This is a genomic window from Tissierella praeacuta (assembly GCF_040396155.1).
GTDB lineage: Bacteria > Bacillota > Clostridia > Tissierellales > Tissierellaceae > Tissierella > Tissierella praeacuta_A.
The window spans coordinates 36,142-57,718 of sequence record NZ_JBEBOY010000016.1 but is presented as its reverse complement, the minus strand read 5'-3'; the positions used below and the strand labels follow the sequence as shown (position 1 = coordinate 57,718).

21 protein-coding genes and 1 other annotated feature are annotated in these 21,577 nt (G+C 32.2%); of the genes, 20 read left to right on the top strand and 1 reads right to left on the bottom strand.

Annotated features, from left to right (window positions below; translation table 11 throughout):
* From ABWP20_RS09640 to ABWP20_RS09550, 19 genes are all read left to right on the top strand, one after another.
* Complete coding sequence (locus ABWP20_RS09640) at positions 1–261, top strand: pro-sigmaK processing inhibitor BofA family protein (protein ID WP_353095590.1); 261 nt, start codon at positions 1–3, stop codon at positions 259–261.
* Between the two features lie 86 nt (positions 262–347).
* Positions 348–977: a 50S ribosomal protein L25 gene (locus ABWP20_RS09635; protein WP_353095589.1), complete on the top strand. Its 630-nt coding sequence runs from the start codon at positions 348–350 to the stop codon at positions 975–977.
* 164 nt (positions 978–1,141) lie between these two features.
* Positions 1,142–2,557 carry a sigma-54 interaction domain-containing protein gene (locus ABWP20_RS09630; protein ID WP_353095588.1) on the top strand — a complete coding sequence of 472 codons (1,416 nt, stop codon included), beginning with the start codon at positions 1,142–1,144 and terminating at the stop codon, positions 2,555–2,557.
* 226 nt (positions 2,558–2,783) lie between these two features.
* Positions 2,784–3,956 (top strand): thiolase family protein, encoded by a 1,173-nt coding sequence (locus tag ABWP20_RS09625; protein WP_353095587.1) that lies wholly within the window; start codon positions 2,784–2,786, stop codon positions 3,954–3,956.
* 21 nt (positions 3,957–3,977) lie between these two features.
* Entirely contained in the window at positions 3,978–4,799 is an 822-nt protein-coding gene (locus tag ABWP20_RS09620) for a beta-keto acid cleavage family enzyme (RefSeq protein ID WP_353095586.1), read from the top strand.
* Between the two features lie 28 nt (positions 4,800–4,827).
* Positions 4,828–5,601 (top strand): cyclase family protein, encoded by a 774-nt coding sequence (locus tag ABWP20_RS09615; protein WP_353095585.1) that lies wholly within the window; start codon positions 4,828–4,830, stop codon positions 5,599–5,601.
* 61 nt (positions 5,602–5,662) lie between these two features.
* A complete protein-coding gene (locus ABWP20_RS09610; RefSeq protein ID WP_353095584.1) occupies positions 5,663–7,630 on the top strand; it encodes a sodium:solute symporter family protein in 1,968 nt (655 codons plus the stop codon).
* Between the two features lie 289 nt (positions 7,631–7,919).
* Positions 7,920–8,111 carry a sigma factor G inhibitor Gin gene (locus tag ABWP20_RS09605; RefSeq protein WP_353095583.1) on the top strand — a complete coding sequence of 64 codons (192 nt, stop codon included), beginning with the start codon at positions 7,920–7,922 and terminating at the stop codon, positions 8,109–8,111.
* 95 nt (positions 8,112–8,206) lie between these two features.
* Positions 8,207–9,622, top strand: a complete 1,416-nt coding sequence (locus ABWP20_RS09600; RefSeq protein WP_353095607.1) for an aminotransferase class I/II-fold pyridoxal phosphate-dependent enzyme — start codon at positions 8,207–8,209, stop codon at positions 9,620–9,622.
* 28 nt (positions 9,623–9,650) lie between these two features.
* Positions 9,651–10,289, top strand: coding sequence for a dTMP kinase (gene tmk / locus ABWP20_RS09595; RefSeq protein ID WP_353095582.1), 639 nt, complete (start codon positions 9,651–9,653; stop codon positions 10,287–10,289).
* Positions 10,286–10,612 carry a cyclic-di-AMP receptor gene (locus tag ABWP20_RS09590; RefSeq protein ID WP_353095581.1) on the top strand — a complete coding sequence of 109 codons (327 nt, stop codon included), beginning with the start codon at positions 10,286–10,288 and terminating at the stop codon, positions 10,610–10,612. The genes tmk and ABWP20_RS09590 overlap by 4 nt, the downstream gene beginning before the upstream one ends.
* A 3-nt stretch (positions 10,613–10,615) precedes the next feature.
* On the top strand, positions 10,616–10,909 hold the full coding sequence (locus ABWP20_RS09585) for a cyclic-di-AMP receptor (protein WP_503012525.1): 294 nt from the start codon (positions 10,616–10,618) through the stop codon (positions 10,907–10,909).
* 11 nt (positions 10,910–10,920) lie between these two features.
* Positions 10,921–11,889 carry a DNA polymerase III subunit delta' gene (holB, locus tag ABWP20_RS09580; protein ID WP_353095579.1) on the top strand — a complete coding sequence of 323 codons (969 nt, stop codon included), beginning with the start codon at positions 10,921–10,923 and terminating at the stop codon, positions 11,887–11,889.
* A 13-nt stretch (positions 11,890–11,902) separates the two neighbouring features.
* On the top strand, positions 11,903–12,802 hold the full coding sequence (locus ABWP20_RS09575; protein WP_353095578.1) for a PSP1 domain-containing protein: 900 nt from the start codon (positions 11,903–11,905) through the stop codon (positions 12,800–12,802).
* Between the two features lie 97 nt (positions 12,803–12,899).
* Complete coding sequence (gene fdxA / locus ABWP20_RS09570) at positions 12,900–13,067, top strand: 4Fe-4S ferredoxin (protein WP_353095577.1); 168 nt, start codon at positions 12,900–12,902, stop codon at positions 13,065–13,067.
* Positions 13,068–13,192: 125 nt separating this feature from the next.
* A complete protein-coding gene (locus tag ABWP20_RS09565; RefSeq protein ID WP_353095576.1) occupies positions 13,193–13,921 on the top strand; it encodes a tRNA1(Val) (adenine(37)-N6)-methyltransferase in 729 nt (242 codons plus the stop codon).
* A 1-nt stretch (position 13,922) separates the two neighbouring features.
* Entirely contained in the window at positions 13,923–14,750 is an 828-nt protein-coding gene (gene rsmI / locus ABWP20_RS09560; protein WP_353095575.1) for a 16S rRNA (cytidine(1402)-2'-O)-methyltransferase, read from the top strand.
* Positions 14,751–14,914: 164 nt separating this feature from the next.
* Entirely contained in the window at positions 14,915–15,913 is a 999-nt protein-coding gene (locus tag ABWP20_RS09555) for a DNA double-strand break repair nuclease NurA (protein ID WP_353095574.1), read from the top strand.
* Positions 15,914–16,020: 107 nt separating this feature from the next.
* Positions 16,021–17,859: an ATP-binding protein gene (locus ABWP20_RS09550; protein WP_353095573.1), complete on the top strand. Its 1,839-nt coding sequence runs from the start codon at positions 16,021–16,023 to the stop codon at positions 17,857–17,859.
* A gap of 34 nt (positions 17,860–17,893) precedes the next feature.
* Here ABWP20_RS09550 and ABWP20_RS09545 read toward each other — a convergent pair whose 3' ends face one another.
* Positions 17,894–18,925, bottom strand: coding sequence for a resuscitation-promoting factor (locus ABWP20_RS09545; RefSeq protein WP_353095572.1), 1,032 nt, complete (start codon positions 18,923–18,925; stop codon positions 17,894–17,896).
* A 265-nt stretch (positions 18,926–19,190) separates the two neighbouring features.
* Positions 19,191–19,426 (top strand) — a binding site (T-box leader).
* 157 nt (positions 19,427–19,583) lie between these two features.
* Here ABWP20_RS09545 and metG point away from each other — a divergent pair.
* Complete coding sequence (gene metG, locus ABWP20_RS09540; RefSeq protein WP_353095571.1) at positions 19,584–21,545, top strand: methionine--tRNA ligase; 1,962 nt, start codon at positions 19,584–19,586, stop codon at positions 21,543–21,545.
* Positions 21,546–21,577: the final 32 nt, after the last annotated feature.

Sequence of the window (21,577 nt, the reverse complement as noted above, 5' to 3'; positions counted from 1 at the left end):
ATGGAATTAGGTACAATTGTTTATTATATTATTGGACTATTTTTATTATATATTGTAGGAATTATACTCGTATGGCCAATTAAGAAGATAATGAAATTAATATGGAATGGAGTCTTAGGAGGTTTAACATTATTAGTTTTTAACTTTATAGGAAAGTATTTTGGATTAGGTATAGTTATTAATCCATTAAATGCTATTATAGTGGGATTTTTAGGAGTTCCAGGAGTAATATTATTATTAATACTCCAAGTGATAATATAGCAATAGATATGTTCTAATGTTTGCTCCAAGAGTCAAAATGTGATATGCTATTAGAGTATACTATAAAAGAATAGGGGGTATATTACATGACAGCTATAAAGATGCAGAAGAGGATAGATTATGGAAAAAACTCAGTAAAGAAAATGAGAAAAAATAATATTATACCTGCAGTTGTATATAGCAGGGGTGGAGAAACTGTGAATGTTTCAGTAGACTCATCCGAATTTTTGAAAGTATATAAATCAGCAGGAAGCTCATCCTTATTAGAGCTTGATTTAGAAGGTACAAAGATACCAGCTATTATAAAGGAAATACAAAGAGATCCTGTAAAAAACAAAATACTTCATGTTGATTTTCAAAAATTAAACATGGACGAGAAGGTAAAAATGACAGTACCAATTACATTGCTTAACAGGGATAGTATAAGGCTTCAGCCTTCAATTTTAACACAAATATTAGACCAAATTGAAATTGAATGTTTACCTTCTAATATTCCAAATGGTGCAGAAGTCGATGTAGCAAATATGGACTTTACAACTCCAATTATGGTAAAGGATTTAAATTTATCTAAGGATGATAATATTGCAATACTTAGAAATCCTGATGACGTAGTTTGTACATTAAGTCAACCATCTATAGAAAAAGAAGATGACGAAGATGAAGTTATACCAGAAGCTACAGAAGCAGCACCAGATGTAATCGAATCAGGAGAATAACATAATTTATGACCCATAGAGAGTATATTAACATTCTTTATGGGTTTTTTTATTTGCTAAATAAAGGATTATTTTGTTTTCTTTTGTTAAATATTATATAATATTAATGAATTTATAAATATAAAAATACACCTAACAACAAATATATTGGAGGTGTAACTACGATGATAGATAATATTATGGATTTAAGTCCAGAAATCACAAAATTAATTATAGATCATTTAGATGGTGTTGTTATAACTGACCCACAGGGACGATATGTATATGTAAATGAAGCATGGTCTGAGATGATGGGTGGAATTAGGCTTGAAGATATAAAGGACAAATTTGTTCGCGATATCATACCAGATACAAAGATTGATTTTGTTCTTAAATCTAAGAAAGCAATTACAGGCCATGTTATTATTTCTAAGGGTCCTTCTAAGACAGAGGCATTTTCAACATATATCCCTATTCTAAAAGATGGTGAATTGGTAGCAGGATTCATACATGTAATTATTAGGGGCATGAAAGGTGCTGTAGATTTTTCAACGAAAGTAAACAGTATGCTTAATCAAATCGAATATTATCAAGAGGAACTTAGAAAAATCAGAGGAGCAAAATACTCTATAGATAATATCATTGGAAATAGTCCGGAGATTAGAAAGACGAAAGATACCATAATCAATGCGGCTAGATCAAACTCCACTGTATTAATAGAAGGAGAAACTGGAACAGGGAAGGAGTTAGTAGCCCATTCCATACATGATTTAAGTATGAGATCCTCATCTCCATTTATAAAGGTAAACTGTGCTGCAATACCAAGTAATTTATTGGAATCTGAATTCTTTGGGTATGAAGAGGGAGCCTTTACAGGTGCTAAGAAAGGCGGTAAAGAAGGCAGATTTGAAATGGCCAATGGAGGAAGCTTATTTTTTGATGAAATCAATCAAATGCCATTGGTATTACAGCCGAAGCTTTTGAGAGCCTTGCAAGAAAAAGAAATTGAAAGGGTAGGGGGAAAAGAGAGTATTCCCATTGATGTTAGGATTATTGTAGCATCTAATGTTTCATTAGAGAAGATGGTGAAAGAAAACAAATTTAGAAGTGATTTATTCTATAGGCTCAATGTAATAAAAGTAGTTATTCCACCATTAAGAAAACGAAAAGAAGATATTCCACTTATAGCTGATAATTTGTTAGATAAATTAAACTTTCAGTTAGGAATGAGTGTGCCTAGTATATCTGATGAGGTTAAGAAAAAGCTTCAAGAATATGATTGGCCGGGAAATATAAGAGAGCTGCAAAATGTAGTAGAAAGAGCTATGAATATGTCTTGGGGAGAAGTTTTAGAATGGAAACATTTTAGTCCTTATTTTGAGAATAAGAAGCTTAGAAAGAATCATGGAATAAATAATGAACTATCAATTCATGACAATGAACTTTTAATTAAAGATATGAAAGATAGATTAGAAAAAGAAACTATAATACAAGCCTTATCCAAATGTAACAATAATAAGACACAGGCAGCAAATATCCTTGGAATATCTAGAACACTGCTATATAAAAAGATAGAAAAGTATTCAATAGATAAAAACTAAGGTGTAAACTAAGGTTTACGTAAACTTTAGTTTACAAGTATTGTTCTATAGTAATAAATTACAAGATTAAATTTAATATATGTAAACAATTGTTTACATATAAATAAAAAGAAGTTTGAAACTATATGGCTGAAAGCCTGTAATTTCAAGCTTCTTTTTTGTTTTAAACTTGGCATGGTATTTGCAATATTTGTATTTGAAAAATAATTATATAAAGGAGGAGAATATGAAAAATGCAGTTATAGTTTCTGCTGTACGAACTCCAGTAGGAAAATGCAGAGGCATACTATCGTCAGTAGAGCCATATAAAATGGGGGCAGCAGTTGTGAAGGAATCAGTGAACAGAGCAGGTATTAGTGTGGACTTAATAGATGAAGTAATTTTTGGAAATCTGATGGGACATGATGTAAATAATATTGCAAGAATGGTAGCGCTTGAGGCTGGCATACCAGTGGAAAAACCTGCACTTACAGTTGACAGACAATGTGGGACTTCACTTAATGCAATTGCACTTGGAGCTATGATGATTCAACTGGGAGAGGCTAAGGTGATTGTAGCAGGTGGGGTTGAAAGTGATTCACGCAGACCTTATGTGATGTTAAAACCTGAAACAGCATATTCTGTAACTCCGCCAAGATTTTCTGAAGAACTAAGACTTGCTCCGGATCATATTGGGAATCCAAATATGGGTATTACAGCAGAAAATCTTGCAGAAAAATATAATCTACAAAGAGAAGAACTGGACTTATATTCAGTAAATAGTCATAGAAAGGCTGCAGAAGCATTGAAATCAGGGAAATTTAAGGAGCAGATATTATCTATTGAAGTTGATTTAGGTAAGGGAAAAACCATTATGGTCTCTGAGGATGAACCTATTAGAAAAGATGCTAATTTAGAATCTATGTCTAAATTAAAGCCAGTCTTTAAAAAAGACGGAATAGTTACTGCAGGAAATAGTTCTCCCATGAGTGATGGTGCAGGGGCTGTAGTTATTATGGAGGAGGAACTGGCAAAATCCCTTGGATTAGAGATTTTAGCAAGATATAAGAGTTTTGCATCTGTAGGTTGTGATCCAAATATTATGGGCATTGGACCAGTACCTGCGACTAAAAAGGTTCTTGAGAAAACCAATCTTAAGTTAGAGGATATTGATTTAATTGAATTAAATGAAGCCTTTGCTGCACAGACCTTAGCTTGTATAAAGGAATTAGGTATTGACGAAGAAAAGCTTAATGTTAATGGAGGGGCTATTGCTTTAGGTCATCCCCTAGCAGGAACAGGAGCTATATTAGTAACTAAAATGGTTTACGAGATGAAAGATAGAGATGCAAAATTAGGGTTAGTAACATTTTGCTGTGGTGGTGGACAAGGAGTAGCTATGCTACTTGAAAGAGATTAAATAATAAAGAGGAGGATAAAAATGGGAAAGACAATTATTACAGTAGCACCTACAGGTGCATGGCCAACAAAAAAGGACAATCCAAATGTACCTTTGACACCTAAAGAGATTGCAGAAGATGTTTTTGAATGTTATAAAGCAGGAGCTGCAATAGCTCATCTCCATATGAGAGATGAGGAAGGTTTAGGAACTATGGATAAATCGAAATTTGAAGAAACAGTAAGACTTATTCAAGAAAAATGTGATATTGTAATTAACTGCACAACTTCTGGAGATTTAAATGCTACAGATGAGACAAGACAAGCTCATCTAAAATCCATCAGACCTGAAATGGCATCATATGATTGTGGTTCTATGAACTGGCAGCATAATTCTGTTTTCTTAAATACACCTTCCTTCTTGGAGGAGTTAGGAAAAACAATGCAAGAATATGGAGTTAAACCAGAAATTGAAATTTTTGATGCTGGTATGATTTACAATGCAGGATATTATCTAAAAAAAGGTATATTAAAGGCACCTTTACACTATCAATTTGTTTTGGGAGCGGCAGGAGGAACAGCTGCAACTGTAGAAAATTTAGTTTATTTGAAGAGTTTGATACCTGAGGGTTCTACTTGGTCTGCTTTAGGCATTGGCAGAGGGCATATACCAATTATGTTAGCTGCCATAGCTATGGGCGGTCATATAAGAGTAGGTATGGAGGATAATGTAATGTTTGCTAAGGGACAGCTAGCAGAATCAAATAAACAATTTGTGGAAAGAGCAGCTAATATAATAGTACAAAGCGGTAATGAAGTAGCTACACCAGACGAAGCAAGAGAAATTCTAGGACTAAAAAAGTAAAATAGTAAAGAAAAGAGGAGAATAAAAGATGAAGAAGATTATTGACTTAAGTATCTCAGTTGAAAATAGTTTACCTAGTGATCCACCAAAACAAATTCCGCAGATAGTATATAACAACCATAAGGACACAGCAGAGGAAATGGCAAAGTTTTTTGGGAATGCAACAGTAGATGATTTACCGGGTGGAAATGGATGGGCAATAGAGTATGTAACATTATCAACCCATACAGGAACTCATATTGATGCTCCATATCATTTTTATCCGACTATGAATAGAGGAGAAAGAGCTTGGACTATTGATGAAGTACCTCTAGACTGGTTTTTCGGTCATGGAGTAGTAGTAGATTTTAGAGATAAGCCTGATGGATATAAAGTTACAAGTAAAGATTTTATTGAGTATTTTGAGAAGCTTGATTATAAACTAAAAAAAGGTGATATTGTTTTAATAATGACTGGTGCACCTAAATATTGGGGAACAGAAAGATTTTTAACTGCTGGATGTGGGATGGGTAAGGAAGCTACATTATGGTTAATAGATCAGGGAGTAAGAGTTATGGGTACAGATGGATGGAGCTGGGATATACCACTGCCATTAACAGGAGAGGAATTTAATCGTACAGGGGATAGTTCTATTATTTGGGAAGGGCATAGAGCAGGTATGGAAGAAGCGTATCTTCATATAGAGAAACTTACGAATCTTGAACAACTGCCTATAATCGGATCTGAAATAATCTGTCTTCCAATTAAAATTAAGGATGCAAGTGCAGGATGGATTAGAGCTGTTGGAGTAATAGAGGAATAAAAACTGATAATTAAACCTTAGGTATATAAACTACAAATAAAAATATAAAGGTGGTAAAAAAATGAATGTGCAAATTATCTTCAGTATTTTCTTTATTGTATTTGCAGCAATAATGGTCGGTGCTGGAGTATATAGTAAGAAGTGGGTATCTGACACTTCTGACTATATACTGGCAGGAAGAGAAGTAAGTTTATTAATAAATATTATGGGAGTAGCAGCCATAGGTTTTGCTGGTACAACAGTATCCTTAGCACCTGGATATTCTATTTTATATGGAATCAAAGGATCTCTTATATGGGGAATTATATATTCAGCTTTAGGTCTTATGTTTTATGGACTAGTATTTTCAAAATTCATTAGGATAAATGGAGCTCAAACCCTTCCAGAATATTTGGAAATGAGATATAGTGGAAAGGTAAGAAATGTAGTTGCTGCAGGTACTATTATAGGATTATGCGGTATATTGGCTAATAATATAATGTCTGTAGTTGGAATAGTTTCTGGGTTTGTAGGTTGGTCACAAGGCATTGTTCTTGCAATAGTTTTTGCTATAATTTTAGTATTTACCTATATCAGTGGTTTGTGGGCAGCTACAATAACAGACTTCTTCCAAGTATCTGTAGGTATTATAGCAATTCCTTTATTTTTAACTATGACTGTTCAAAGATATGGAGGAATTGATTTTCTACAGTCAAACTGGGGAGGAGTAAATGTATTTACAGAAGGAATTGCTGGCGGAAGTATGGGAATTGCGTCATTTAAATATCCAAGTGCATTAACCTTTGTTTTACTTTTCGGAGCTGCCTTAGTTTGGGGGAATAATTATTATTGGATGAAAATTGCTTCCTGTAGAAGTGAAAAGGTAGCAAAGAAATCATTTACTATAGCAGGAATATTATTAATAACAGTATTTATGATCCCTTTGGCATTTATAGGTGCATATGCAGGAACAGTAACACCTGAATCATTTACCCTTGGCGGAGGAGCAAACCTTCCTACAGCAGCATATGGAGTATTTGCAAGCTTATTTCCACCAATCGTATCATCTTTCTTTATTATAGGTTCTGTAGCTGCATCTATCTCTACAGCATCTACAGCTGCAATAGGAGCATCGTCAACTGCTACTAGAGATATTTACCAAAGAATGATTAATCCTAAAGCGGATACTAAAACAACATTAAAGGCAAGTAAGATAATAATGTTATTAGTAGGAATATTAACATGGGTATTATGCTACTTCCCTGGAGGACCAACTTATTTATTTGCTTTTGCCAATGCTTGGTTAGTACCACCTGCAGTATTGCTTTGCTTCGGAGCTATTTGGCCTAAATTCAATTCAAAAGGAGCATTGTGGGGAGTTTTAGCAGGAATGATATCAATGGCGGTTTTAACATTGACTGAACTATTAGGAATATTTAGTGTTGGGAAATGGACTCATTTGGCGATTGTAGGATTTATTGTAACAGTTGTAGTAGGACTTTTAACTAATGGATCTAAATCGTCTAAATATTATGCTCAATCAGATTGGAAGGTTAAGGCAAGTGAAGGAAAAAGAGAAAAAGTGACATTAGATAAAATTGACATACAAGTGTTAGAATTAATAAGAAATGGACATATATATATGGCAGATATAACAGATGCATTAGGCGTAGACTCTAAAACATCAAATATATCAATTGAAAAATTGGACCGTGGAGGTTATATTGAGAGAGCAGGTTTAACAGGAAGTAAGTTCTATGAATTCTATGCAACGGAAAAAGCAGACCAAGTATTATCAACTTTAGTGGGAAAAGAAGCGGAAATGAATCAGGCAGGGTTAAATTCAATTTATGTTGGACTACTAAAGGTTGCAAAGGAAGCTCCTGAAAGCGTAAATAAATACGTAAAGGATCAACAATGGAAATCATTAAAAGTATCAAGCGTAACCAGTCATTTAACAAGACAAGGATATATTTTAGAAAAAGGCTTGTTTAAGAGAAAAATTCATGTAACACAAAAAGGTATAGAAGCAGTTAAGAAATATAGTTAATAAAATAAAGAAATCTATAAAGAAAGCTCTATATAGATTTCTTTATTTTATTTTTATGATAAGATATAGATAACAATAGCTATTGTCTAAATTCCATAATAAATTGGGGACAGACATCTAAATAGAAAGATAACTGACCAAAAAACATAGAATACAAAAAATGCCAGTACACACTAAAATTTTTAATATGAATACTTACCTCTTGCCAAGCACGAAAAAAATTAATTGGAATAAAATATACTATTAGGTCAATAATCGTAATGAGAAATTAATTTGAGAGGTGAGATTTATGTGTTGTAGGATATGTGGTAGTGATAAGGTAGTTACAAATCTACTAAGCCAAGGCATTTGCAAAGAATGTATGGATGAAATTGCAGGGACATCTGTATTTGATGAAACCTATGATTGGTATAAAAACATTATTAGAATTTTATTAGGATATTACATATCGGAGAAGCACCAACTAAACCCTGTAAATTAATACAGGGTTTTTTAAATTTATGGTTTATATATTGATAAAAGTGATATATAATAAGTAAGAAAATTTATTTTTGATTAGGAGGATGATGTTTGGGAATGAAAACTCCCGTATTTGATGCGTTAAAGAATTTAATGGAAGAAGATAGTGTATTTTTTCATATGCCTGGGCATAAAGGCAAGAATACATCAATTAATTGGGGTGACTATATACCTTATATAGACACAACAGAAACAGAAGGCATGGATAATTTGCTAGACCCAAGAGGCATCATAGAAGAGAGCCAAAAGTTAGCAGCTAAGGTCTTCGGTGCAAAATATACTCAATATGCAGTAAATGGTTCAACAGGGAGCATATATATAGCCTTAGCTACAATAACGAAGCCAGGGGACAAGATATTAGTTCAAAGAAATTGTCATAAAGCAGTATATAATGCTATGATATTAAATAGATTAAATCCGATTTATATGTATCCAAATTATAATGAAGAGCATCATGTAATGACAGGTTTAGATTCAAAGGAAATAGATGATATTTTAACTGAGGATGAAGAGATTAAAGCAGTAGTTATAACATATCCAAATTATTATGGAGTATGTTCTGATTTAGAAACAATAGCAAAGATAGTTCACAAGCATAATAGGATACTAATGGTGGACGAGGCCCATGGACCTCATATGACCTTTTCAGATAGACTTCCTAAGCCGGCATTAGAATGTGGGGTGGATATAGTAATTCATAGTACACATAAAACTATGGCAAGCTTTACCCAAACATCAATGATTCATGTAGGAACAGATAGAGTGGATTTGAACAAGCTTAGAGATAGGTTTCAACTATATACAACTACTTCTCCTTCATATTTATTTACTGCATCAAATGAAGTTGCTACAGTTTATATGGATACAGATGATGCAAGAAAAAAATTAGATTGGAATATATCTAAATGTGAAGAAACAATAAAAAGACTCAATGCCATAGATAGAGTATTTGTATTTACTGGAGATGAAAATGATAAAACAATATTTGCTAAAGATAATACAAAGATATTATTTAGAATAGATGGTATGAGAGGCTCTCAAGTAAAGAAACAATTATATGCTAAATATAATATAAGGTTAGAAATGACAGATTATTATTATGCATTAGCTCTTACATCTTTTATGAATGAAGAAGAAGATTATGAAAGACTAATAGCAGCTGTTGAAGATTTGGCTAAGACTGCACCTTATGATGACATAACTCCTGTTAGTATCAAAATGCCAACACCAAATATTGTAATGCCTATATATGAGGCGTACCATAGCAGCAAGAAACAAGTAGAATTAAAATACAGCATAGGAAAAATATCTGCTACATCAATTATTCCATATCCACCGGGAGTACCATTAGTAGTTCCAGGTGAGGAAATAACTCAGGAATTATATGAGCAAATCACTTTCTTAATGGAAAACGGTATAGAAATAGTAGGGCTAATGGGCTATAATAAAGATAGATTAGTTGTAGTAGAATAAGTAGTGGAATAAGAAAGGAAGATATTTGGTGAGAGGAACTTTTATAACCTTAGAAGGGCCAGATGGTTCTGGTAAATCAACTATAATAAAACTAATAGGGAATTATTTAAAAGATAAGGGCATAGAATTTGTAATGACTAGGGAACCAGGAGGTACTTTAATAGGTGAAGAAATCCGCCATATTATCTTAGATGAGAAAAACATTAATATGGGAGCCGAAACAGAGGCTTTGCTCTATGCAGCATCTAGGGGACAGCATATTCATGAGAAAATATTACCTTCTTTAGAAGCTGGAAAGATTGTGCTATGTGATAGATTTGTTCTGTCAAGTTTAGCTTATCAAGGAGTAGGTAGAGACCTGGGAATAGAAAAGGTAAAGGCTATAAATGACTTTGCAATTAAGGGAGTAGAGCCTGATTTAATCCTTTTCTTTCATGTTGACCCAGAAGTTACTTTAGAGAGAAAGATTGAAAATGGTGGGGACAGATTAGAAAAAGAAGGCAATGGTTTTCATAGAACTGTTTATGAAGGATATATGGAGCTTTTGAAAATGTACCCTAAAAATATAAAAATTATAGATGCTACTAAATCAATAGAAGAGGTTCTTAGGGAAAGTATTAGAGAAGTTGAAGATTTACTGACTAAGAAAGGGGAGATGATTGTATGAAACTCGTAATATGTATAGTCCAAGATCAAGATGCAGGAGCCTTAATTGATGATTTAACAGAAAAAAATTTTAGAGTTACAAAACTATCATCAACAGGAGGATTTTTAAAATCAGGGAATACTACACTTTTAATAGGAGTAGAGGAAGAAGAATTACCTTCTGCAATAGACATAATAGAGGAAAATTGTAAGACTAGGGAAATCACTACATCTCTCCTTACAGTTACAATGCCAGGAGATACTTATATACCATTTCCATTAGAAGTAAAGGTTGGTGGAGCAACAGTATTTATACTTGACGTAGAGAAACATATTAAAATATAAGGAGTGAGTTCTTTGAAACTTATTATTGCCATAATTCAAGATGAATATATTACAAAAGTTATAAGAACTTTAATGGAAAATAAAATAAGGACGACAAAACTGTCCTCGACAGGTGGCTTTCTAAAATCAGGAAATACTACACTTTTCATAGGAGTAGAAGATAATGCAGTAGATAATGTAGTAGAATTAATAAGAAAAGAATGTGCTAGTAAGAAAGTAAAATCGGGAAATGATGAAATAACTGTCGGAGGGGCTAACCTATTCGTAATGGATATAGACAAATATATGAAGATATAGGACTGAGTAATATGGATTTTAATCAAATAATCGGACATGAAAAGCAAATAGAGGCTTTAAAAAATTCCATAAAAAATGGAAACATCAGCCATTGTTATTTATTTGAAGGAGAAAAAGGCTTAGGGAAAAGGAATTTGGGCCTAGCCTTTTCTAAAACCCTTTTATGTAAAGAAAAACAAGATGAACCATGTAATAGATGTAGTTCATGTATAAAGTTTGACAGTGGAAATCATCCAGATTTTAAACTTCTTTCCCCTGAAAATGGTATTATTAAAAAAGATGAGATTGAAAAATTGATTAATTCAATGGTGACTGCACCTTTTGAAGGAGAAAGAAAAGTATTTGTTATCGATGATTGTGATATGATGAGAACAGAAAGTCACAATGCATTATTAAAGACATTAGAGGAGCCTCCTAAGTATGTAAATATTATTTTAGTAACTTCTAGTAGCAGCAAATTATTACCAACTATATTATCTAGATGCCAAATAATTAAATTTTATCCATTGGCTATTTCTAAAATAGTAGATTTATTGATAAGGGATTATGGAATTGATGAAAATAAGGCTAATTTTATTGCAAGTTTCACCAAGGGGTCTGTGGAAAAATCCATAGAATTAGCTGAAACAGATAGTTTTTTTGATAAAAGAGAAGAGATTATAAAAATAATAGATAGTTTAATAAAAGGTGATAAGACAAAGGCTATTTCTTCCATAGCTTTCTTTAGTGAAAATAAGGAAAATATTGGGGAAATATTAGATATTATTTTATATTGGTTTAGAGATTTACTTATTTATAAAGAAATCGGGGATACATCTTTATTGATAAATAAGGATAAACTCCATATGTTATCTGAAGAATCCTTTATGGATTTAAATAGAATTAATGATATAATATATAAGGTAGAAGATACAAAAATAAATATTAAGAGAAATGTTAATTTTAGTCTATCTATAGAAACTATGCTTCTAAGTATATAGGAGGAATTAATTAATGGTAACAGTAGTAGGAGTGAGGTTTAAAAAGGCGGGAAAAATCTATTATTTTGACCCTGATGATATAGATGTTAAGTTTAATGATTTTGTAGTAGTAGAAACAGCTAGAGGAATAGAATTTGGACATGTAGTAGTAGGAGCAAAAGAAATCGAAGAAAGCGAAATAGTAGCTCCATTAAAAAAGGTTATTAGAGTAGCCTTAGACGAAGACTTTGATATTCATAGGGAAAATAGAAGAAAAGCAAAAGAGGCTTTAGTTATATGTCAGCAAAAAGTCGAAGAACATGGGTTATCCATGAAATTAGTAGATGTAGAATATACCTTTGATAATAATAAAGTAATATTTTATTTTACTGCTGATGGCCGAGTGGATTTTAGAGAATTAGTAAAAGATTTAGCTGCTATATTTAAAACTAGAATTGAACTTAGACAAATAGGAGTAAGAGACGAAGCAAAAATGGTAGGTGGTATAGGACCTTGTGGTAAGGTAGCATGTTGTGGACAATTCCTAGGTGAATTTGAACCTGTATCTATCAAAATGGCTAAGGAACAATCTCTATCTTTAAATCCCACTAAAATATCTGGACTTTGCGGAAGACTTATGTGCTGCTTAAAATATGAGCATGATGTATATGAAGAGTTATTAGTGAATATGCCTCAGATTGGAGCCATAGTCATTACGCCAGAAGGCAGAGGAACAGTCGTAGAGACTTTTACATTGCTTGAGAAGGTAAAAGTAAAGGTAAGACTAAAGGATAATACTGATGATTTATTATATTTCCATATAAGGGATATTGAAAATACTGGAGAAGTAGATTCAGCGTATGAAAAAATAACAGAGTCAACTAATGAAACAATAGAAGAAGTAGAAATTGATATTAAATCTTTGGAAGATTAATAAAAATTAAATAAATTTAAAACCCCTTTTAATATTCATTGAAATCTGTTAAAATTAAATCGTAATATTAAACAAGCATAATAAGGGGGTGAAACAATTGGCACATAAAATTCATGATGACTGTATTGCGTGCGGCGCTTGCCAAGCAGAATGTCCAGTTGACGCTATATCTGCAGGAGATATCTATGTTATAGACCCTGAAAAATGTATTGACTGTGGCGCATGTGCTAACGTTTGTCCAGTAGATGCACCTAAAGCAGAATAATACTTAAAAAAAGACCCTATAGGGTCTTTTTTGGTACAGGACAAGATATGAAATAAGTATCATTTTTCGTGCCAGGCACCAAAAATGATACTTATTCAATATTCTGAAAACTAAAGGAGAAAACTATGATAAGAGAAAAGGAACGAATTGATATTGTTCCAGGAACTGAGCTTAAAATAATACAAAATAAAGAGAAGTTTTCCTATGGTACAGATGCCATATTTTTATCTGATTTTGCTAAAGCAAAGGGAACAGTCATAGATTTAGGTACTGGAACGGGAATAATACCTTTGAGGCTATATGCAAAGGATAAAGTGGATATAATCTATGGTGTGGAGGTTCAGAAAGAAGTAGCTGAAATGGCAAAAAGGTCTATTAAATTAAATGAATTAGATCAAAAGATTGTTATTTTACATATGGATTTAAAGGATTTATCAACTAGGTTTGACAAGAATAGTGTAGATACCATAGTAACAAATCCGCCATATATGAAGGCTGGAGGGGCATTAGTAAATCCAGAAGAAAACCTTGCCATATCCCGCCATGAAATAGCTTGTACCCTTGAGGATATAATTAAGGCTGCCAACTATTTATTAAAACCATTGGGGAAATTTTATATGGTACATAGACCAGATAGATTAGTAGATATAATTTATCTACTTAGAAAATATAAAATAGAGCCAAAATACATAAAGTTTGTTCAAGGAAAAATCCTTAAGAAACCAAATTTAATTTTAATTGAAGCTGTGAAAGATGGAAAACCAGATTTGAAATTTTATGATCCACTTATTGTATATAATGAGGATGGAACATATAATGATGAGATATACAAAATATATGGAATGGAGAAATAAGATGGAAAGAGGAATTTTATATATATGTCCTACTCCCATTGGGAATCTTGAAGATATTACACTTAGGACCATAAGAATATTAGGGGAAGTTAATTTAATAGCTGCTGAAGATACTAGACATACTATTAAGCTTTTAAATCACTATGATATTAAAAAAACCCTGACATCTTATCATAAGTATAATATAAAAGAAAAGGGTATTGAATTAATAGAAATATTAAATGGGGGACAAAGCATTGCTTTGGTGTCCGATGCCGGGATGCCAGGTATATCAGATCCCGGAAGAGAACTTATAAAACAAGCCATTGATGAAGGTATAGAAGTAATTGCCCTGCCAGGAGCCACAGCTTCTATTACTGCTTTAGTTATATCAGGATTGTCAACGGACAAGTTTATATTTGAGGGGTTTTTATCTTCTAAAAAGGGAGAGAGGAAAAAGGAACTTGAGAAAATTAAAGAATATAGACAAACAACTATTATTTACGAAGCACCCCATAGATTAATAAGCTTATTAGAAGACATGGCAGATATATTAGAAGATAGACAAATTTCTATTTCAAGGGAGTTGACTAAAAAATACGAAGAGACCTTTCGAGGAACCGTAGTTGAAGCTTTGGAAAAATTCCAAGGTTCTGGAGTAAAGGGTGAATTTGTTATAATAGTTGATGGAAATCATGAGGAAAAACAGGCTGAGGAAATAGATATAGCTTTATTATTAGAAGAATATATAAGTGAAGGATGTACAAAGAAAGAAGCAGTAAAAAAAATATCAGAAGAATATAATATACCAAAAAACTTAGTATATAAGGAAAGCCTAAAACTCAATTAACAATTAGCATAAGCAGGAAACCAAAATCATGTTTTTCGATTTTGTGTTCTTCTCTTAGTTTGTTTATCTAGAGAACAAAGAACAATTAAAAGATAATAAGAAAGGTTTTCAATTGTGTTCATTGTTTAAACATTGTTAATTGTTGACTGTTAATTGAAAGGTCGGTGATTATTATTTATAATCTACATAATGAATTAAAGGAAAAAGTAGCTAGCTTAAATAATTCAATACGAGATAAATATAAGGAAGTATTTTCCCTAGATAAAGAGACCTTAAGAGGATTTATAAAGGAAAATATAGGTTTCATTGAGCCTATGAAGAAGCTGGAGAACAATCATTTGGCTCTATATGAAGCAAAAGGTGGAATTGTAGGGGTAGATGGTTCTACCAATAGAATAGGTGGTGCATATCCTCATTTTGTAGATATATTTCAAGGATTGGCGAAATCAACAATAATTGAAAATAAACCTATATTCAAAGCAGATATATATAGTCCTTTATTTTCGGATACAGAAGAAAATATATTGGAGGAAGATGAAAAAGTAATAGCAGATAAGAGAAATAGAATGTTAGCTAGTATAGAAGTAGAAGTTGCACTTGAAGCCGCTAAGAAATATAAACCTTATGCAATTCTTATGGATGGTTCTTTAATTAGATATTATATATACTCTTATGATTTATGGATGAACTTACGGGAAGAATGTGAGAAAGAAGGCATACTTTTAGTCGGAGTTATTAAGGATATAAAGACTTCTATTATAGGTGATAAACTAGGAGATATGTATTCTAACTTAAGTATAGATGCTTATGATAGGGAATTGCTATTTGGTCAGCTTAATTATGGTGAAATGATAATTATAAAAGATGAAGTCAATAAGAAAAATAAAGAGGGGGGATATTCTTCTTTATTTATGAGATCCTCTTTGGCACCTACAGTTATAGGAATGGATATTATAGATAGTCAAAATGAGCATATAAAAGAAATGGGGAGATTGGTCTTTACATTGACACCGGAAAATAGCAGAGGTGTGCCCCTATGGTTAGATATAGTGGATAAGGAAGTCAAAATATCAGATGCCATAATGAGAGGTCTCATGGAGAGATATATGGATAGAGATTTATATGAAAGATTTTTTATATCAGAGAGAGCTAAAAGGAACTAAAGACAATTAACAATTGAAGAAGCGACTTGTGGTTGCAAAAAGACCCCAAAGCTAGAATTCAAAAATTGTTAACTATTAATCGTTAATTGAATAGAAGGGGTGATTATATGCAAGTAGTAGGTATTACAACACAACAGGAAGTTTTTGTAGGTTCTAAGACTAGGAATTTTAGGATAAATGAGTTTTTAATAATAGAAGACCCATATCAAAATGATTTAATGGGAGAAGTTGTGGAGGCTAAGACCTTTAATAGATATATTCCCTTAAATATAGCAGGGGATTTTGTAGATGCTTCTGTTTTAGAATCTCTAAAGACCTTAGGATATAATATTGATGAAGAGACTATTTATATAGCAAAGGTAAGGCTTTTGAATGAAGCCCTATATCCAGTACAAACAGGATCAGATATTAGGTTGCCAGAGTTTCATGAAGTCAAAGATTTAATGCTGAAGACTAAAAAAGAAGATGGATTAGTTCTTGGAGTTATTAGAAATACAGATGACATGGCAATAGGTATGGATGAAGAATATAAAAATCTTCTATATACATTTGAAGAAAAAGGATTATGCCCCCAAAGAGAGATTCCATATATCTTAGATATAAGATCTATGCATCACTATCCTCATATAGGTGTATTTGGAGGTTCAGGCTCAGGTAAATCCTTTGGACTTAGAGTACTGTTAGAAGAATTGATGAAGCAAAATATTCCCACAATAGTATTAGACCCTCATTTTGAGATGGATTTTAGTCAAGTAGCTCCATATTTAGAGGGAGATACAATGGATTTTGAAGACAAATTTAAATGTCTCCAAGTAGGATATCATGTAGGAGTAAAATTTGAAGACTTAAGTGCTCAAGATTTAAAGAATTTACTAGATGCCGCTTCAAATCTTACTGATGCTATGAGCAATGTAGTGGATATATTGTTTAAGAGGAAAGATTCCATGCATAGTTTTTATACTAGATTACAAATGCTTACTGATGCCCAAGAAGAAGGTTCTGTTGATAGAATTGATAATAGGATTAATTATGCTGATTCAGATGAGGAAAAGAAAGCATGGGAGAGAAGAAAGGAAGTTTATCTAAAATATGATAAGACATGTCCATATAACTCCGTAAAAGGGATAATGTGGAGATTAAAAAGATTGGATAACGAGGGAGTATTTTCTAAGGATATACGTGAGATAGAAGAAGGACTTCAAATGAGTAAACTAATGGTAATTCAGGGTAACACTAGAATATTACAAGTCTTTAGTACCTATTTATTAAACAATCTTTATCATAAAAGAAGAGACTATAAAGATGCATTATATAAAAAGACAACGGCAGAATATTTTCCTCCTTTCATAGTAGTTACAGATGAAGCTCACAATTTTGCACCGAAGGGATATGATTCTCCATCTAAATCAATATTAAAGGAAATATCTCAGGAAGGTAGAAAATATGGAGCATTTCTAATTTTAGCAACTCAAAGACCTACATTATTAGACGAAACCATTACAGCACAGCTAAATACTAAGTTTATATTTAGAACTGTTAGAGCATCGGATATACAGACCATAAAGGAAGAAACAGACCTTACAATGGAAGAAACAAGGAGACTTCCATATTTAAGAACAGGAGATGTGTTTATTTCCTCTGCTTCAATGGGAAGAACTATATTTGCTAGGATTAGGGCTGCTATTAGCTCAAGTCCTCATACTGAGAATCCATTTGATGAATTGAAAAATAAGGGAAAAGAAGATGATGAAAAATTTATGAAGACTATAGCTGGAAAATTTCCCATAAATGATACAGATTTGGTTCATATTATAATGGAAATAGAGAAGGAAGCAAATATTACTATGACCGTAGATTCTTTAGAAGATAGGCTAAAGCAAATGGTAGATAAGGGATATTTGAAGAAAGAAGAAACTATTTTTGGATATAGATATAAAGAGATATAAAAAGATTAGGTTCCTTTTAAGGAACCTAATCTTTCTACTTTAATATATATACTTTAACTTTTCTTCTTCCAAATCTATTAACTGCACTAGAATTTTCAAAGAATAAATCAATTTTATTTCCTTTGATTGCCCCTCCTGTATCTTCTGCTACAGCAAAACCATAATCTTTAGTTCCATCAAGGCTTTGAACATAGAGTTTCGTGCCTAATGGTATTACCCTAGGGTCAACAGCAGCCACACCTGGTCTAGCCTTTGTACCTGAGGCTGTAAGACCATAATATTTGTCACCAGGTGATTTTCCACAGCTTTCATATGACAAATCATAAGCAGTGGCTGTCATAGTCATAGCATTCCTATAGCTAGTATTACCTCTGGACGTGACAATTAAATCCTTAGTGCCCTTTTCTATAATTTCAGAAACTGGTTGGTTAACTATTTCTTCTTTTACGAATTCAGTTGAATGGAGTTCACCATTGATAAATTCCTTTTTATAATAGGATTTTCTAAGTCCATTTTTACCATCTTGGACAACTTTTGATGTTCCTATATCCATTTTATTATTTTTACTTACAACTTTTTCAAAAGGAATAATATCCTCAACGGCTTCAACCACCTCCTCAACCTTAAAAATCTCAATCTTTGTGCCATTTACAATTGTATCATCTAATTTAGGAGTAGTAAAATCATTTTCTCCCAATACAATTCCTTTATCGTCTAGTACTTCAGCTACTGTACTATAAACTGATTTTACATCAATCTCTGAATCTACTGATGCAATAGTATATGACTTTGGATTTTTTATAACTATATTCATATTGTCTTCAAGTTCTGTGTCTAAATCTACATTAATGTAAGCCCCTTCATCAAATGGGATGGATTCTTTTTTAAGTAACTCTCCCACAGTTCTGGAGTGTGAAGCAATTTCCTTAACTTCATCTTCCAGTTGTAAAGTAATATTAACTTTACTACTTTGGTACAAATAAAACCCTAAAGATACAGTTACAGCTATAGCGAGGGCAGTCAAGATTATAGACTTTAAAGTCTTGTTGACTGTAAAATTTTCCATAATATACCTCCTATAATTTAACTATTCTAGTATTGTAATCAAAAACTTATTTTTTGTCAAATTTTTGGTACAGTACACATAATATTCAGACAACAACATTATGTTTCTTTATTTATATATGAATATCATATACAATAACTGGAAAACTATTCATAAAAGTAGAAAAATTAATTATTTAGTTGACTAGAACTTGTAGTTAGAGTATAATAATGTATCAAATAAGAAAAGATATAATAATTGTAATTTTAATATAATTGTAGATAAATATAAGGTGTGGAAGGGAAGAGTAGGATTAAGATTATTCTATAGAGAACTGGGTCAGGTGAAAGCCAGTGATTAATATTATTCCGAAGATGGCCCCAGAACCTTACAGTCGAAGATTTTAGGCTGTAACGGAAGCAGACGTTATACTGCAAGGTTTTTAACCTAGTGAGGTCTAGATCGTAAGATTTAGATAAATTAGAGTGGTACCACGAAGACAATATAGCCTTCGTCTCTATACAGAGATGAAGGCTTTTTTATGACCTAATACAGCGAACGACAGGTCCTAACGGACACTACTGAATTATACCCTACGGGGTAGAGAGAGATTGTGAGGCTGATGTAGGTCTGGTTTTTTAGTTATTTATTAGCAATTGAATAATAGGAGGTATTTAGGATGAAAAAATATTATTTAACGACACCAATTTATTATCCATCTGATAACTTACATATAGGCCATACCTATACAACAGTTGCAGCAGATGCTATAAAGAAGTTTAAAAAAATGCAAGGTTATGATGTATATTTTGTAACAGGTTCAGATGAACATGGCCAAAAGATTCAAGAGAAAGCTAAAGAAAATGGAGTTACACCAAAGGCTTATGTTGATAAGATAGTAGCAGATATAAAAGCATTGTGGAAGACTTTGGAGATAGACTATGATACTTTCATAAGAACTACAGACTCTCATCATGAAAAAGCAGTTCAAGAAATATTTACAAAACTATATGAAAAAGGTGAAATATATAAATCAAAATATGAGGGACATTATTGTACTCCATGTGAATCATTCTGGGCAGAATCTCAACTAGTAGACGGAAAATGTCCAGATTGTGGCAGAGAAGTTCATCTTGCAGAAGAGGAAGCATATTTCTTTAAGCTTTCAAAATATAGAGATAAATTATTAGCTCTTTATGAAGAAAATCCTGAATTCATTCAACCTGAATCAAGGAAAAATGAGATGGTAAATAACTTTTTAAAGGATGGCCTAGAAGATTTATGTGTATCTAGAACAAGCTTTGACTGGGGAATTAAAGTTCCTTTTGATTCATCCCATGTAGTATATGTATGGATAGATGCATTATCCTGCTATCTTACAGCTTTAGGCTATGGTACTGATGATGATAAAAACTTTAGAGATTTCTGGCCTGCAAATGTTCATTTAGTAGGTAAAGAAATAGTAAGATTCCATACTATAATCTGGCCAGCACTTTTAATGGCAATGGATTTAGAATTACCAAAGAAAGTATTTGGTCACGGTTGGATATTATTTGAAGATGATAAAATGTCTAAATCAAAGGGTAATGTAATATACCCAGAGCCAATAATCGAATTATATGGTATAGATGCATTTAAATATTTTCTTCTTCGAGAATTTTCATTTGGTCAAGATGGTTCTTTCCACAGGGAGAAATTCTTACAAAGGCTTAATTCAGATTTAGCTAATGACTTAGGAAACCTAGTTAGTAGAACGATTACAATGATTGAAAAATATAATGATGGTATAATTCCTAGTCCTGTTAAGGAAGGGGAATTTGATAATTCTCTAAAAGATTTAGGAAAAAATGTAGCTATCAAGGTAGAGGAATATATGGAAAAATTAAATTTTTCAAATGCATTAGAGGAAATATGGAAGCTAATTAGAAGAACAAATAAATATGTAGACGAGACTCAACCATGGATTTTAGCTAAGGAAGAAGATAAAGAGAGATTAGATACTGTATTATATAATTTAGCTGAAAGTTTAAGAATTACATCTATATTGATTAAACCATTTATGGAAAAGACTTCATTGGAAATAAGAAAACAACTTGGATTAAAAGATGAAATACTATGGGATGATGCTAAGATTTGGGGAAAACTACAAACGGGTACAAAAGTAGAAAAGGGAAATATTATATTTCCAAGACTTGATATAGAAAAAGAATTAGTTAAATTAAATGATGCGAATCAAAAACTTATAGATTTAAGAAGTAAAGGAAAGAAGGTTAATAAAGTGGAAGAATCAAAAGAAAAAGTAGAAGAAAAGGTAGAAGAAATCACAATAGATGAGTTTGATAAAATAAAATTAAAAGTAGCAGAAGTTATATCTTGTGAGAAACATCCTAAAGCAGATAAACTATATGTATTACAATTAAAATTAGGTGAAGAAGAACGCCAAGTAGTGTCTGGTATAAAAGAGTATTATTCACCAGAAGATTTAGTGGGTAAAAAGGTAGTAGTAGTTACAAATTTAAAGCCTGTAAAATTAAGAGGAATAGAATCCAAAGGAATGATATTAGCTGCAGAAGATAAAAATGGTAAACTTAGTTTATTATCAACCTTAGAAGATTTAGAGTCAGGGGCTATAATATCATAATAGAATGGTAAATTAAATTCCTACGGGGGTGT

Excerpts from the sequence above, each read along its gene's own strand:
- metG (WP_353095571.1), top strand. The coding sequence starts at position 19,584 with ATGAAAAAATATTATTTAACGACACCAATTTATTATCCATCTGATAAC.
- ABWP20_RS09635 (WP_353095589.1), top strand. The coding sequence starts at position 348 with ATGACAGCTATAAAGATGCAGAAGAGGATAGATTATGGAAAAAACTCA.
- ABWP20_RS09625 (WP_353095587.1), top strand. The coding sequence starts at position 2,784 with ATGAAAAATGCAGTTATAGTTTCTGCTGTACGAACTCCAGTAGGAAAA.
- rsmI (WP_353095575.1), top strand. The coding sequence starts at position 13,923 with ATGGAAAGAGGAATTTTATATATATGTCCTACTCCCATTGGGAATCTT.
- ABWP20_RS09620 (WP_353095586.1), top strand. The coding sequence starts at position 3,978 with ATGGGAAAGACAATTATTACAGTAGCACCTACAGGTGCATGGCCAACA.
- ABWP20_RS09575 (WP_353095578.1), top strand. The coding sequence starts at position 11,903 with ATGGTAACAGTAGTAGGAGTGAGGTTTAAAAAGGCGGGAAAAATCTAT.
- ABWP20_RS09600 (WP_353095607.1), top strand. The coding sequence starts at position 8,207 with ATGAAAACTCCCGTATTTGATGCGTTAAAGAATTTAATGGAAGAAGAT.
- ABWP20_RS09565 (WP_353095576.1), top strand. The coding sequence starts at position 13,193 with ATGATAAGAGAAAAGGAACGAATTGATATTGTTCCAGGAACTGAGCTT.
- ABWP20_RS09640 (WP_353095590.1), top strand. The coding sequence starts at position 1 with ATGGAATTAGGTACAATTGTTTATTATATTATTGGACTATTTTTATTA.
- ABWP20_RS09550 (WP_353095573.1), top strand. The coding sequence starts at position 16,021 with ATGCAAGTAGTAGGTATTACAACACAACAGGAAGTTTTTGTAGGTTCT.
- ABWP20_RS09545 (WP_353095572.1), bottom strand. The coding sequence starts at position 18,925 with ATGGAAAATTTTACAGTCAACAAGACTTTAAAGTCTATAATCTTGACT.
- ABWP20_RS09605 (WP_353095583.1), top strand. The coding sequence starts at position 7,920 with ATGTGTTGTAGGATATGTGGTAGTGATAAGGTAGTTACAAATCTACTA.
- ABWP20_RS09610 (WP_353095584.1), top strand. The coding sequence starts at position 5,663 with ATGAATGTGCAAATTATCTTCAGTATTTTCTTTATTGTATTTGCAGCA.
- ABWP20_RS09590 (WP_353095581.1), top strand. The coding sequence starts at position 10,286 with ATGAAACTCGTAATATGTATAGTCCAAGATCAAGATGCAGGAGCCTTA.
- ABWP20_RS09615 (WP_353095585.1), top strand. The coding sequence starts at position 4,828 with ATGAAGAAGATTATTGACTTAAGTATCTCAGTTGAAAATAGTTTACCT.
- holB (WP_353095579.1), top strand. The coding sequence starts at position 10,921 with ATGGATTTTAATCAAATAATCGGACATGAAAAGCAAATAGAGGCTTTA.
- ABWP20_RS09630 (WP_353095588.1), top strand. The coding sequence starts at position 1,142 with ATGATAGATAATATTATGGATTTAAGTCCAGAAATCACAAAATTAATT.